Source organism: Dactylosporangium sp. NPDC005572 (assembly GCF_040605515.1).
GTDB lineage: Bacteria > Actinomycetota > Actinomycetes > Mycobacteriales > Micromonosporaceae > Dactylosporangium.
In genome coordinates, this window is the sequence record NZ_JBEXCY010000289.1 from 1 (window position 1) to 12,842 (window position 12,842).

Sequence of the window (12,842 nt, forward strand, 5' to 3'; positions counted from 1 at the left end):
ACCCGGTCCTTCAACTGCTGGTACTTCGCGTCGCCGATCCCCTCCACCTTGCGCACCCGCGGCGAACCGGGTGACGGCGACGCCGCCCGCGAACACGGCCGGCGCCACCGCGCTGAGCCCGAGTCCGGCGTCCAGTTCGACGTGGGCGAAGACGGCGCTCCAGCTCTGGTGCGCGTTCTCCGTCGCGAACGCGAGCGCACCCAGCGCGCCGACGAGCAGCAGCGGGACCGCCCGCCGCCACCCGCCCGGCAGGCTCCGCGCGCTCTCCGGCCCGGTCACATCGGCTGGCAGGGGCCGAGTGCGACCGGTCTCGGCCTCACCGGGCCGCAACGTCCGCGCGTGATCCGGCCCGGCCGCACCGGCTGGCAGGCTCCGATCCGGCCCGGGCGCATCGGGCCGCAGCGTCCGGGACAGCACGACGGCGGCAGCCAGGGCGAGCGCGGCGGCGGCCGTGAACGGCACCGCGAGCGGCAGCGACGAGGCCAGGCCGGTGGCGAGGCTGGCGAGCACCACCAGCGTGGAGAAGACGCCGTGGGCGCGGGTGATGACCGGCCGGCCGGTCACCTGCTCGGCCCGGCCGGCGACCGCGTTGATGGCCACGTCGGCCGCGCCGCTGGTGGCGCCGACGACGGCCAGCCCGGCGCAGAGGCTCGCGAGGTTCACCGTGGTCAGCGCCAGGCCGGCGCCGGCCACGCCGAGGGTGCCGATGGCGCCGGCCGCGACCCGCGGGCCCCAGCGGTCGAGCGCCCGGCCGGCGAGCAGCATCGCCGGGAGCGCGCCCGCGCCGATGCACAGCAGGGCGAGGCCGAGCCGGCCGTCGTCGACGCCGGCCTGGTGCTGCATCCGGGGCACCGCGGCACCCCAGACGCCCCAGAACGCGCCGAACGCGGCAAACGCCACGAAGGGAGGGTTCATGCTGTGTAACGATACACAGCATGACTACAGTCGCACCATGGCGAAGTCGGGGCGGGTGACCCTCGCGCAGGTGGCCGAGCTGGCCGGCGTGTCGGTCATGACCGCCTCGTACACCTACAACCGGCCCGACCGCGTGTCGGACCAGGCCCGCCGGAAGGTCCTCGCCGCGGCGGACCAGCTCGGGTACGCCGGGCCCGACCCGAGCGCCCGCTCGCTGCGCCGGGGTAGCACGCACGCGCTCGGGGTCGTGATGGGCGAGCACCTGAGCTACGCGTTCGACGACCCGGAGGCGGTGTCCTTCCTCGCCGGGATCGCCGACGTGTGCGCCGCGCGCGGCTTCGCCATGACGATCCTGCCGATCACGGGCGGGGCCGACGACGTCCCGCGGGTCAAGGGCGCCGCCGTCGACGGGTACGTCGTGTGGACCACGGCCGACGACGACCCCGTCCTCGCGGCCGTGCAGTCGATGCGGCGCCCGGCGGTCGTCCACGGCGGGCCGGCGGTCCGCGGGCTGGGCCTGGTGACCATCGACAACCGCGCGGCGGCCGCCGCGGTCGGCGCGACCGCGTTCGCGGGTGCCCGCCGCCCGGCGATCCTGAGCTTCCCGCTGTCCCGGGACCGGGTCAGCACCGTGACCCGCGGCGCGCAGCTCACCGACGTACCGTTCCCGGTGACCCGCGAGCGCCTGGAGGGCTACCGCGAGGCCGTCGAGGGCGCCGGCGCCGGCTGGGACGCCGTCGTGGTCGCGGTGTGCGGCCGCAACGACGCCGCCGAGGCCGAACGGATGGCGGCGACGCTGCTCGCCTCGCCCGAGCCGCCCGACGCGATCGCCGCGATGAGCGACCAGCAGGCGGCCGGCGTCGTGCGGGCCGCCCGGGCCGCCGGCCTGACGGTCCCCGGCGACCTGGCGGTCACCGGCTGGGACGATTCGGCGGTCGCGGAGCGGCTCGGCCTGACGACGGTCGCCCAGTCGCTGCGCGAGCAGGGCGCGGCCTGCGCGGAGGCCGCGCTCGGCCGTCCGTACCAGTCCCGCGCCGCCGGCTGGTCCGTCGTCCGGCGCGGCAGCACCCGGGGCGTCAGCGGCGCCAGCGGGCGAGGTCCCCGTTCGCGGTGAACGCGGCGAGCTCGCCCGTGCCGTGATGCAGGCACGCCGGGGTGAAGCCGGGGACCGTGCCGGTGCGGTGGCCGGTCACCGGGTCCCAGACGTGCAGGCCGTCGGCGTGCGCCGAGTAGAGGCGCACACCGTCGGAGAAGAACGCGCCCTCCGGGCCGGCGAAGGCGGTCAGCTCGTCGCCCGTGCCGACGCTGAACACCCGCGCGCCGGGCAGCATAGCGATGTCGTCGTCGCCGATGCCGCTCACCGCGACCGCGGTCTCGCCGACGAAGCACAGCGGCGTGTCCCAGTGGTAGTCGCGGAAGCAGAGCCGGTGCAGCGACGGGCCGCGCTCCGACTCGTACGGCTCCTCGTCGAGCCACCGGCGCAGGCTCCAGACCAGGGGCACGCCGACCGGGTGCCAGATCCAGCCGTCGTCGGCAACCGCGGCGCCGCCCGGGGAGGCGACGATCCGGCCGTGGAAGTAGTCGAGGTCCTCGCCCTTGGCGAAGGTGCGCCCGGTGAGCAGGCGGCCGGACTCTGGGTCGCTGACGTCGAGCCGGTTCCAGTCGGTGCGGTGGACCACGACGGGCCGGCCGTCGTGCACGGCGAAGGCGAGCGAGAACGGTACCGTGTCGGCGCGGTAGCCACCGCCGTGCAGCTCCATCGTGACGGCACCGTCGCGGTCCAGGTCCACCACCAGGCCGAGGCGGCCGTAGTCGTTGACGACGGCGGCGAAGCGCCCGCAGGCCGAGGCGTGCAGGCGGTGCCGCAGCACCCGGTCGAGGAAGGGCTCGTGGTCCGGCTCCTGCAGCAGCGGCAGGGTGGCCCGCACCGTGGCGCGGTCGTCGTCGGGGGCCAGCTCGGCGAGGCGGCCGTCGGCGGTGAGCGCGAGCCAGCGCGACCGGCGGTCACCCCACACCGGCGCCAGGCCGATCACCTCGCCCAGCTCGTGCGGCGGCGACCAGCGGTACACCGGCGGCATCGGCTCCGGCCGCTCGGGGATCCCCGCCGATCCGCGCCACGCCACCAGGTCGCCGTCGTCGAACGCCCGCTCCGCGCACCCCTCGCAGATCACCGTCAGCTCGACCGGCTCGCCCGCGCGGTCGCACGCCTCGCACACCAGGTCGAACTCCAGGCCGTGGCCGGTCATCACCCGCACGTGCCCGCCCGGGTCCTCGGGCGGCGGCGCCAGGTGCGGGCAGGCCCGGCTCACCGACGGGTTCGCGACGTGGCCACAGGGCTGGGTCAGCATCAGGTCTCCCGCTCGTGCACCGGTTCGCCGTCGACGAACACGAGGTCGGCGCGAACATCGTAGAGCGGGGTGCCGTCCGCGAACGGGTCCCGGTCGAGCACGACGAGGTCGGCGGCGAGCCCTGCCGTCAGCGTCCCGGTCACGTCGTCGACGCCGCTGACGAAGCAGGATCCGGAGGTGTACGCCTGGAGCGCCTGGACGAGCGACAGGGCCTGCTCCGGCAGCATCGGGACGTGCGCCGTGGGCCAGCCGGACTCGGCCGACCCGGCCGGCTCCGTGCGGTGCACCGCGACGTGGATCGCCTGCCACGGGTCGGGCGTGGTGACCGGCCAGTCGCTGCCGGCCGCGAGCCGCCCGCCGGTTCGGGCGATGGCGCCGAAGGGGTACTGCCAGCCGGCGCGCTCCGGGCCGAAGAACGGCACGCACAGGGTGTCGTTCTGCTCGTGGTGCGTCGCCCAGAGCGCCTGGATGTTGGCCGTCACGCCGAGCGCGCCGAACCGCGGCACGTCGTCGGGGTGCACGACCTGGAGGTGCGCGATGTGGTGCCGGCGGGTCCGCCCGCTCGCCTGGACCGCGTCGAGGCACTCGCGCACGGCCCGGTCGCCGATCGCGTGGAAATGCACCCCGAACCCGGCCGCGTCGAGCGCGGCGACGTGCTGCCGCAGCTCGGCGGGGTCCACATTGGACGTACCGCAGCCGTGGCCGCCCAGGTACGGATCGAGCATGGCGGCGGTGAAGTTCTCGGCCACGCCGTCCTGCATGATCTTCACCGCGGTCGCCCGGAACCGTCCGGTTGCCTGACCGCGCTTCTCCGCCAGCTCGGCGATCTGCTCGGCGCCGCGGTCCCGCTCCCACCACAGCGCGCCGGTGACCCGGGCCTTGAGCCACCCGCCCCGGTCGGCGGCCAGGTAGGTGCCGAACTGGTCGCGGGAGCCGGCGTAGGCGCCGACGATCGCGTCCTGCCAGCCGGTGATCCCGAGGCTGAAGAGGTACCGCTGCGCCTCGCGCAGCGCCTGCTCGTAATCCTCGGCCGTGTCGTCCGGCAGCAGGGGCGTGACGAGGTCCATGGCGGCCTCGTGCAGTACCCCGGTGGCCCGGCCGTCGTGGTCGCGCTCGATGCGCCCGCTGGGCGGGTCGGCCGTCGTGTCGGTGATCCCGGCCCGCTGCAGTGCGGCGCCGTTGACCCAGGCCGAGTGGTGGTCCCGGTTCGGCAGGAACACGGGCCGCCCCGCCACGACGGCGTCGAGGTCGTCGCGGTGCGGCAGCCCGCCCGGGAACGCCGACATCGACCATCCGCCCCCGGTGACCCACTCCCGCCCCGGGTGACGGTCGGCGTAGTCCCTGATGGCGGCGAGGTACTGCGCTCTGTCGTGCAGGTGTGACAGGTCGCACCGCAGCCGCTCCAGCGCCCCGCTCACCGGGTGCACGTGCGCGTCGTGCAGCCCCGGGATGAGCGCCCGCCCGCCGAGGTCGACCACGTCGAACCGCGCGTCCGCCAGCGCGTCGAGCGCCGCACCCCGATCCCCGACCGCGGCGATGCGCCCGCCGACCACCGCGAGCGCCTCGGCGCTGCCGTTACCGGTCCAGATCGGCCCACCGACGAACAAGATTCCAGTCACGGGCGCATGCTACTCACCCGCTCCGCTGCCCGGCCGCGCCGGCGCGGCCGTAGCCGGCGAGCCGGACGAAGACGTGTCGCACGCCCGGCGCGATCGTCAGCGGTGCACGACCAGGGTGCCATCGGGGTCCAGCGAGACCGGGTAGACCGTCAGGGCCGGCTGGCCCGTGGTCGAGCAACCCGTGGCCAGGTCGAAGGCGTGCTGGTGGAGCGGGCAGATGACGACCCGCGCGTCGGTGAGGCCGTCGGCCAGCGGGCCGCCGGCGTGCGGGCAGCGGGCCGAGACCGCGCGCAGCGTGCCGTCGCGGAGGTGGAAGACCGCCACCATGTCGCCCTCGACCGCATACGTGCGGCCCTCGCCCGCCGGGATCTCCTCCACCGATCCGACCCGGTGCCCGGCCGTCATGGCTGCCTCACCGGCACCTGCGGTAACGGGATCAGCGGGAGCGACGGGCGGAACTGGCCCGGCGTCGCCGCCGCGCGGCCTTCCAGCCACGGGTCGCGGTACGCGGCGACGGAGGCGTCCATCGCCGCGTCGAGGCGGGCGGCGATGCCGAGGCTGTCGTCGACGACGACCGCGCGGACGTGGTCGATGCCGAGCCGCGGCACCCACGCGTAGGTCCGCTCCAGCCAGTTCGCGCTCTCCCTGTAGTACTGCAGGAATCTCCCCGTCAGCCGGATCACCTCGTCCGCACTGTCCACAGTGGCCAGCAGGTCGCCCTTGCGGACGTGCGCGCCGGCGGCGCCGCCGACGTAGATCTCCCAGCGCCCGCCCTCGATCGCGACCACGCCGAGGTCCTTCACGTAGGCCTCGGCGCAGTTGCGCGGGCATCCGGTGACCGCGAGCTTCATCTTGCCCGGCCCCTCGATACCCTGGTAGCGCTCCTCGATCGCGATGCCCAGGGCCGTCGAGTCGCCGACGCCGAACCGGCAGAACTCCGACCCGACGCACGTCTTCACGGTGCGGAAGCTCTTCGCGTAGGCGTAGCCGGACGGCATGTCGAGGTCGGCCCAGATCGCCGGCAGGTCCTCCTTGCGCACGCCGAGCAGGTCGATGCGCTGCCCGCCGGTGAGCTTCACCATCGGCACCGAATACTTCTCCGCGACCTCGGCGATCCGCCGCAGCTGGGCCGGGGTCGTCACGCCGCCCTTCATCTGCGGCACCACGGAGAACGTCCCGTCGCGCTGGATGTTGGCGTGGACGCGGTCGTTGATGAAGCGGGCGTCGCGCTCGTCGACATACTCGTCGCCCCACATCATCCGCAGCAGCGACGCCAGGCCCATCTTGCTGCGGGCGTCGTCGGCACCGCCGGGGGCGAGCTCGGCGAACACCGCCGACACCGAGCGCAGCCCGAGACGGCGGATGGCCTCCATGAGCTCGGGCTTCGGCAACGGTATCCCGGGCACGTACCAGCTCGCCGCCGGGTCCTCGGCGACCGCGCCGCCGGCCGCCCACTCGACGATCTGCGCGACGAGGCTCTTGCAGGAGCCGCAGCCCTTGCCGGCCCGGGTGGCCTCCATGACCGCCGAGACCGTGCGGGCGCCCTGGTCGACGGCGTCGACGAGGTCCTGCTTGCAGACCCCGTTGCAGTTGCAGACCTGCAGCCCGGGTGCGAGCTCCGCGGCGGTGACGGTGTCGGGCGGGGCGCCCAGGTCGAACATCAGCTCGGCGCGCTCCTCCGGCAGCGGCAGGCCCTCGTGGTACGCCTGCGTCAGGAAGGCCACCTTGGACAGGTCGCCGACCAGGGTCGCGCCGACCAGCCGCCCGTCGCGGACGACGACGCTCTTGTAGACGCCCTTGCGCGGCTCGGTGAACACGAGCGTCTCGTCGTCGTCGCGCTCCGGCTCCTTGAGCCCCATCGACGCCACGTCCACGCCGGCGACCTTGAGCTTGGTGGTGGTGCGGGTGCCGTGATACGCCGCCTTCGGGTCGGCGCCCGTGAGGTGCGCGGCGAGCACACGGGCCTGCTCCCACAGCGGGGCGACCAGCCCATACGTCTGGCCGCGGTGCTGCACGCACTCCCCCACGGCGTAGATGTCGGGCTCGTCGACGGCCCGCAGCTGGTCGTCGACGACGATGCCGCGCTCGACGACCAGGCCGGCGGTCGCGGCGAGCGCCGTGTTCGGCCGGATGCCGGCCGCGACCACGACGACGTCACAGTCGATGGTGCGCCCGTCGCGCAGCTTCACCCCCGTGACCGCGTCGCGGCCGAGGATCTCGGTGGTGTGGGCGCCGGTGACGACCTCGATGCCGAGCCGCTCGACGCTGCGCCGCACGATCGCGCCGGCCTGCGCGTCGAGCTGAGCGTTCATGAGGTGGCCGGCGGCGTGGACGAGCGTGACGTGCCGGACGTGGCGCTGCAGGCCGCGGGCCGCCTCCAGGCCGAGCAGGCCGCCGCCGATGACCACGGCGCGCTCGTGCTGTCTGGCATACCGGATCATCGCCCGGGTGTCGTCGAGCGTGCGGAACGCGAAGACGCCCTGGTGATAGCCGCGGTTGGGGTGGCGGATCCCGGGGATGTCGGGGACGAAGGCGGTGCTTCCGGTCGCAATCACGAGTTTGTCATACCGCCGGTGCGTACCATCGTCGGCGATGACCGCTTTGGCGAAGCGGTCGATGCGGGTCACCCTGGTGTTCGAGCGCAGCTCGATGTCGTTGGCGTGATACCAGGCGAGGTCGTTGAGGAAGATGCCGGCCTCGTCCTCTTCCTGCGCGAGCACGTTGGACAGCAGGATCCGGTTGTAGTTGCCGTACGGCTCGTCGCCGAACATCGTGATCTCGAAGCGGTCGGTGCGGGCCAGGATCTCCTCGACGGTGCGCGCGCCCGCCATGCCGTTGCCGATGACGACGAGTCTGGTCATGGGTGTACCTCGACGAGCCCGAGGTCGACGATGAGCGTGACGCTCGTCCCGGCCGGCGCGGCGACGTGCAGTTCCATGCCGGTGCCGGCCTCGAGGTCCTCGACCACCCGCAGGGCCACGTGGGTGTGGTTCTTGGCGCCGATCGGGAAGTACCGCATCGGCTGGCCGTCGCGCATGAGGACGACGGAGACCAGCTCGCCGGAGGCGTTGCCGCCGCGGAAGTACACCGGCTGCGCGACCACGCCGTCCGGCACGACGTAGGTCAGGGCGGCGTCGAGCAGGAACGCCTGGTCGAGGCCCTTGCCCTCGAAGGTGAAGACGCCTTGCAGGAAGCGTGGGCTGCTGAGCATCCTGTCATGCTGGCCACGGGCTGTTGCCTGCGCGTGCCTCTTTGATTACCGTCGGGTGCCCGGTTCCCTCACAAACGCGTCCTGGTCGATGCCAAGTCCGAACGGCAGCGGGCCGCCGAGGGCCTGCAGGACGTTCGGCACGAACGCGACGAAATCCTCCAGCCAGCGGGCCGCGGTGAGGTCGCCGAGGTCGACGATCGGGTCCTTGCCGAGGTCGCGGAGCAGCCCGGTGACCGTTTCCCTGGCCGCCGCGCTGTTGCCGGCGACGAAGGCGGTGACCCGGGCGCTGCCCATGAGGGAGTCGTGCATCGTGTTGAGGGCCTTGACGACGGCGGTGCGCGGCAGCTCGGCCTGGATACGTTCGGCGCGTGCGTTGTTGCTCACGTCGACGAGGACCTTTCCGGCCAACTCCTCCTCCAGCGTCTTCAGGGTGGCCGTCGTGACCTCCCCGGGCAGCGCGTTGACCACGACCTCGGCCGCCCGGGCGGCCTCGCGATAGCTGCGCCGGGTCCCGTCCGGTGTGCGGGACCCGATCGTCACGCGGTGACCGCGCCCGGCGAGCGGGCCGGCGAGCGCGCGGGCCACGTTGCCCGAGCCGAGGATGGCGATTCCTGTCATACCCCGACGCTAGGGTTCACTGCAGGACGGCGGGAAGTACGCACTTCAAGGTGCCCTGGGGGTTGGCGATGACGGCGACGGTGGAGCGCTATCTGGCGGCGATGGCCGCGTGTCCGGCGCATCGGCTCTTCGACCGGCTCGGCGAGCGGCGGGTGACGCTGGTGCTCAAGGAGCTGTCGACCGGCCCGCGGCGCTCCGCCGACCTGTCCCGGGCGATCGCCGGGGCCAGCCAGAAGATGCTGACCCAGACGCTGCGCGGGCTGGAGCGCGACGGGCTGGTGGCCCGGTCGGCGACCGCCGGCGTGCCGGCCCGCGTGGAATATTCGCTGACCCCGCTCGGCGTGGGACTCTTCGGGGCGATGACCGGGCTGATCGGCTGGGCGGAGGAGCACATGGTGGAGATCGACGCGGCCCGGGCCGGGCGCACATGAGCGGTTCCGGAGCGCAGCGGAGGAGGCCGCTCACCATCGGCTCAGGGTGGAGCTCAGGCGGCCGGAGCGAAGCGGAGGTCGCATGAGCGTCGAGTCGTTCGTGTCGGCCGCGGAGGCGGAGGTCGACGCGCTGCACAGCCTGGTGGTGGTGCGCGGCGGGGTGACGGTGGCCGAGGTCGACTGGCATCCCTACCGGTTGGACCGGCCGCACCGGCTGTTCTCGCTGAGCAAGAGCTTCACGTCGACGGCCGTCGGCCTGGCGGTCGGCGAGGGACGCCTGACGGTCGACGATCCGGTCGCCGGTTTCTTCCCGGGGGTAGGTCACGAGTCCGGCATGCGGGTGCGCGACCTGCTCACGATGACGACCGGCCACGCCGCGGACACCGCGCCGGTGATGTCGGTGGGCCCCGACTGGGCGAGCGGGTTCCTGCGGCTGCCGGTCGAGCATCCGCCGGGCACCCACTTCCTCTACAACAGCGGCGCCACCTACATGCTGGCGGCGATCGTGCGCCGGGTCACCGGCGGGTCGCTGCTCGACTACCTGCGGCCCCGGCTGTTCGAGCCGCTCGGGTTCGGCCCGGCCGACTGGGAGACCTGCCCGAGCGGCCTGGAGGTCGGCGGCTGGGGCCTGTCGCTGGCCGCGACCGACGTCGCCCGGTTCGGCACGCTCCTGCTCCAGGACGGTGTCTGGGAGGGCAAGCGGCTGCTGCCGGAGGGCTGGGTCGCCGAGGCGACGGCCCGCCAGGTGCGCAACGACGCCGACCCGCTCGCGACGGCCGACTGGCGCCAGGGCTATGGCTACCAGTTCTGGCGCTGCCGCCACGACGCCTATCGGGGCGACGGCGCCTTCGGGCAGTTCTGCGTCGTCGTGCCCGGCCGTTCGCTGGTGGTCGTGGCGACCGCGGGCGTGCCCGAGATGCAGCCGGTGCTCGACCTGGTGTGGGAGCACCTGCTCGACGATGCGTCCCCGCCCGTGGGGCGGGTCGCGCGGCGGCTGCCGCCGGTGACCGGCGCGGCGAGCGGCGCGGGTGGGCGGTTCACCGTGCCGAAGCCGCGGCGGGTGCGGCCGGAGGACTGGCGCCCCAGCCACGAGCAGCCGCCGACGATCCGGGCGATCGGGTTCGCCGAGCTGCCCGGCGGCGACGGCTGGCGGGTCACCATCGAGGACGCCGACGGCGTCCACGAGCACCGCTGCCCGCCCGGGGACTGGCACGTGAGCGGCCCGGTGGCCAGCACGGGAGCGTGGACCTCGCCGGGCGAGTTCACCCTGCGCGTGGCCTACGTCGAGACCCCGTTCGTGCGCACCTACGTGTGCCGGTTCGACGGCGACGCGCTGACGATCGCGCCGGGCGACAACGTATCGTTCGGCCCGACCGGCTACGCGCCGGTGTTCGCGGTGCGGGAGGTCTCATGAGGTCCCAGCGGGTGCTGGACGGGCTGCGGGACTTCTACGCCGGGGTGGTGCCGGCCGGGACCGCGCTGGAGCTGTTCCACGACGTGGCGGCCACCGTCCCGGCCTATCGGGCGTTCCTCGCCGAGCACGGCGTCGACCCGGCCGCCGTGCGCACCGCGGACGACCTGGCGGCGGTGCCGCTGCTGACCAAGGAGAACTACCTGCGGCGCTATCCGCTGCCGCAGCGCTGCCGGCACGGCGACCTGGCGGCCGCCGCCGACACCGTCGCCGTGTCGTCCGGTTCGTCGGGGCAGCCGACGGTGTGGCCGCGCTCCGTGCTCGACGAGCTGGCCGTCGCCCGGCGGTTCGAGGACGCGCTGCGCAACAGCTTCCAGGCGCACGAGCGCACGACGCTGGTCGTGGTCTGCTTCGCGCTCGGCAGCTGGGTCGGCGGCATGTATACGGCCGCCGCCTGCCGGCACGTCGCCGCCAAGGGCTACCCGGTGACCGTCGCCACGCCCGGCAACAGCATCGACGAGATCCTGCGGGTCGTCACCGAGCTGGCGCCCCACTACGAGCAGGTGGTCCTCGCCGGCTATCCGCCGTTCGTCAAGAACGTCGTCGACGAGGGGCTGCGGCGGGGCGTGGACTGGCCGCGGCACTCGATCCGGATGCTGCTCGCCGGCGAGGTCTTCAGCGAGCAGTGGCGCGACCTGGTCGGCCGGCGGGCCGGGATGCTGCGCCCCGACTCCGACTCGGTCTCCCTCTACGGCACCGCCGACGCCGGCGTGCTCGGCAACGAGACGCCGCTGAGCGTCCGCATCCGCCGCTTCCTGGCCGGCGAGCCGGCGCTGGCCCGCGAGGTGTTCGGCGACTCCCGCCTGCCGACCCTGGTGCAGTACGACCCGGCGACGCGATACTTCGAGACCCACGAGGGCACGCTGCTGTTCACCGGCGACGGCGGCGTCCCCCTGGTCCGCTACCACATCGCCGACGAGGGCGGCCTGCTCTCGCACGACGACCTGGTCGCCTTCTGCCGCAGCCACGGTTTCGACCCCGGCACCGGTTCCACGCACCCGTTCGTCTTCGTGTTCGGCCGCTCGCTGTTCACGGTCTCGTACTTCGGCGCCAACATCTACCCGGAGAACGTCACCGTCGCCCTGGAGCGCGAGGACGTCGCCGCCTGGGTGACCGGCAAGTTCGTCCTGCGCGTGGTGTCCGACGCCGACGAGGAGCGCCACCTGTCCCTGGTCGTCGAGCTGGCCCCCGACGCCGCCCCGCCGCCCTCGGCCGCCGCGGTGCTGGCGGAGGCGGTGCGCGCCGAGCTCCTGCGCCTCAACAGCGAGTTCGCCAACTACGTCCCGCCCACCTACCAGCTCCCCCGCGTCGAACTCCGCCCGCCCGCCGACCCCGACTGGTTCCCGCCGGGCGCCAAGCACCGCTACACCCGCCCGTCATGACCCCCGAGCCGTTCCTGCTGTCGCGGGCGTCGGGGCCCGACCTGGTCGCCTGGCGCGCCGCGTACGCGGCCATGACCACGCCGCCGCCGACCCCCTCGCCCCCGGCCGCCACGCCGCCCTCGACCCCGGCCGAGCCGCTGGCGGTCTCCGACACATCGCCCACCTCCACCACCGACACGCCGGCCTCGGCCGGGCCGCCACCAGCCTCCGACGGATCGCCCACCTCCATCCCAGCCCCGTCGCACCCAGCCCCCGACACGTCGGCCCCGCCCGCCTCGACCGCAGCCCCGTCGCCCCCGCCCGCGCCGCCGCCAACCCCAAACACCCCGCCCGCCTCGACCCCGGCGCCCTCGACCCCGCCGCCAACCCCCGACACCCTGCCTACCTCCACCAACGCCGGGCCGCCGACCCCGCCCGCCTCGACCCCGGCGCCACCGGCCCCGGCCCTGCCGCCGCCGACCCCCAACACGCCGCCCACCTCCACCTCGGCCGCGTTGCCGCCGACCCCCAACACGGCGCCGGTCTCGGCCGGTCTCCCCGTTGCGCCCAACACCCCGCCCGCCTCGACCACGACCGCCCGGCCGCCCACGCCCAACACGCCGCCCGCCTCCACGGTGGCCGCGTTGCCTCCGACCCCGAACACGCCGCCCGCCTCTGCCGTGTTCCCCCCGATCCCCGGTGCACCGGCCACCGCCGCCGACGAGATCCTTCGCTGGGTCTCCAGAGACAGCGCCGGAGCCGTCGCGGGCATCGCGGTGCTGCGCGGGGACTTCCTGCGGCTGTACGTCGCTCCGGAGGCGCGCCGCCGCAGCCACGGCGCGGCGCTGGTCGCCGCGGCCGGCCGGGC

11 protein-coding genes and 1 pseudogene are annotated in these 12,842 nt (G+C 74.3%); 5 read left to right on the forward strand and 7 right to left on the reverse strand.

Translation table 11 applies throughout. The features are described 5' to 3' along the window. Positions 1-915: MFS transporter (locus ABZS66_RS56610; protein ID WP_354772455.1), on the reverse strand; the 915-nt coding region annotated here is incomplete at its 3' end. A 37-nt stretch (positions 916-952) separates the two neighbouring features. Here ABZS66_RS56610 and ABZS66_RS56615 point away from each other — a divergent pair. Next, positions 953-2,029 (forward strand): LacI family DNA-binding transcriptional regulator, encoded by a 1,077-nt coding sequence (locus ABZS66_RS56615; RefSeq protein WP_354772457.1) that lies wholly within the window; start codon positions 953-955, stop codon positions 2,027-2,029. Here ABZS66_RS56615 and ABZS66_RS56620 read toward each other — a convergent pair. The 6 genes from ABZS66_RS56620 to ABZS66_RS56645 all read right to left on the reverse strand — a co-directional run bounded on the left by ABZS66_RS56620 (position 1,992) and on the right by ABZS66_RS56645 (position 8,711). After that, positions 1,992-3,263: a hypothetical protein gene (locus ABZS66_RS56620; protein WP_354772459.1), complete on the reverse strand. Its 1,272-nt coding sequence runs from the start codon at positions 3,261-3,263 to the stop codon at positions 1,992-1,994. The genes ABZS66_RS56615 and ABZS66_RS56620 overlap by 38 nt on opposite strands. Then, entirely contained in the window at positions 3,263-4,882 is a 1,620-nt protein-coding gene (locus tag ABZS66_RS56625) for an amidohydrolase (RefSeq protein ID WP_354772461.1), read from the reverse strand. Before ABZS66_RS56625 ends, ABZS66_RS56620 begins: the two co-directional genes overlap by 1 nt. A 96-nt stretch (positions 4,883-4,978) precedes the next feature. Beyond that, positions 4,979-5,287, reverse strand: coding sequence for a Rieske (2Fe-2S) protein (locus tag ABZS66_RS56630; protein ID WP_354772463.1), 309 nt, complete (start codon positions 5,285-5,287; stop codon positions 4,979-4,981). Next, entirely contained in the window at positions 5,284-7,743 is a 2,460-nt protein-coding gene (gene nirB / locus ABZS66_RS56635) for a nitrite reductase large subunit NirB (protein WP_354772465.1), read from the reverse strand. The genes ABZS66_RS56630 and nirB overlap by 4 nt, the downstream gene beginning before the upstream one ends. Continuing rightward, complete coding sequence (locus ABZS66_RS56640; protein ID WP_354772467.1) at positions 7,740-8,093, reverse strand: molybdopterin oxidoreductase; 354 nt, start codon at positions 8,091-8,093, stop codon at positions 7,740-7,742. Before ABZS66_RS56640 ends, nirB begins: the two co-directional genes overlap by 4 nt. A 45-nt stretch (positions 8,094-8,138) precedes the next feature. Then, positions 8,139-8,711 carry an NAD(P)-binding domain-containing protein gene (locus ABZS66_RS56645; RefSeq protein ID WP_354772469.1) on the reverse strand — a complete coding sequence of 191 codons (573 nt, stop codon included), beginning with the start codon at positions 8,709-8,711 and terminating at the stop codon, positions 8,139-8,141. Positions 8,712-8,779: 68 nt separating this feature from the next. On the opposite strand from ABZS66_RS56645, the gene ABZS66_RS56650 reads away from it, so the two are divergent. The 4 genes and pseudogenes from ABZS66_RS56650 to ABZS66_RS56665 all read left to right on the forward strand — a co-directional run. Continuing rightward, positions 8,780-9,142, forward strand: a complete 363-nt coding sequence (locus ABZS66_RS56650) for a helix-turn-helix domain-containing protein (protein ID WP_354772471.1) — start codon at positions 8,780-8,782, stop codon at positions 9,140-9,142. An 82-nt stretch (positions 9,143-9,224) separates the two neighbouring features. Continuing rightward, positions 9,225-10,556 (forward strand): serine hydrolase, encoded by a 1,332-nt coding sequence (locus ABZS66_RS56655; RefSeq protein ID WP_354772473.1) that lies wholly within the window; start codon positions 9,225-9,227, stop codon positions 10,554-10,556. After that, positions 10,553-11,995 carry a phenylacetate--CoA ligase family protein gene (locus ABZS66_RS56660; protein ID WP_354772475.1) on the forward strand — a complete coding sequence of 481 codons (1,443 nt, stop codon included), beginning with the start codon at positions 10,553-10,555 and terminating at the stop codon, positions 11,993-11,995. The genes ABZS66_RS56655 and ABZS66_RS56660 overlap by 4 nt, the downstream gene beginning before the upstream one ends. After that, positions 11,992-12,842 (forward strand): annotated as a pseudogene (locus ABZS66_RS56665) (hypothetical protein); the annotation flags it as partial. The gene ABZS66_RS56660 and the pseudogene ABZS66_RS56665, both read left to right, overlap by 4 nt.

What these genes read in the sequence shown, in the direction of transcription:
- ABZS66_RS56660 (WP_354772475.1), top strand. Translation starts at nt 10,553, where the DNA reads ATGAGGTCCCAGCGGGTGCTGGACGGGCTGCGGGACTTCTACGCCGGG.
- ABZS66_RS56650 (WP_354772471.1), top strand. Translation starts at nt 8,780, where the DNA reads ATGACGGCGACGGTGGAGCGCTATCTGGCGGCGATGGCCGCGTGTCCG.
- ABZS66_RS56640 (WP_354772467.1), bottom strand. Translation starts at nt 8,093, where the DNA reads ATGCTCAGCAGCCCACGCTTCCTGCAAGGCGTCTTCACCTTCGAGGGC.
- ABZS66_RS56615 (WP_354772457.1), top strand. Translation starts at nt 953, where the DNA reads ATGGCGAAGTCGGGGCGGGTGACCCTCGCGCAGGTGGCCGAGCTGGCC.
- ABZS66_RS56655 (WP_354772473.1), top strand. Translation starts at nt 9,225, where the DNA reads ATGAGCGTCGAGTCGTTCGTGTCGGCCGCGGAGGCGGAGGTCGACGCG.
- ABZS66_RS56630 (WP_354772463.1), bottom strand. Translation starts at nt 5,287, where the DNA reads ATGACGGCCGGGCACCGGGTCGGATCGGTGGAGGAGATCCCGGCGGGC.
- ABZS66_RS56620 (WP_354772459.1), bottom strand. Translation starts at nt 3,263, where the DNA reads ATGCTGACCCAGCCCTGTGGCCACGTCGCGAACCCGTCGGTGAGCCGG.
- nirB (WP_354772465.1), bottom strand. Translation starts at nt 7,743, where the DNA reads ATGACCAGACTCGTCGTCATCGGCAACGGCATGGCGGGCGCGCGCACC.
- ABZS66_RS56645 (WP_354772469.1), bottom strand. Translation starts at nt 8,711, where the DNA reads ATGACAGGAATCGCCATCCTCGGCTCGGGCAACGTGGCCCGCGCGCTC.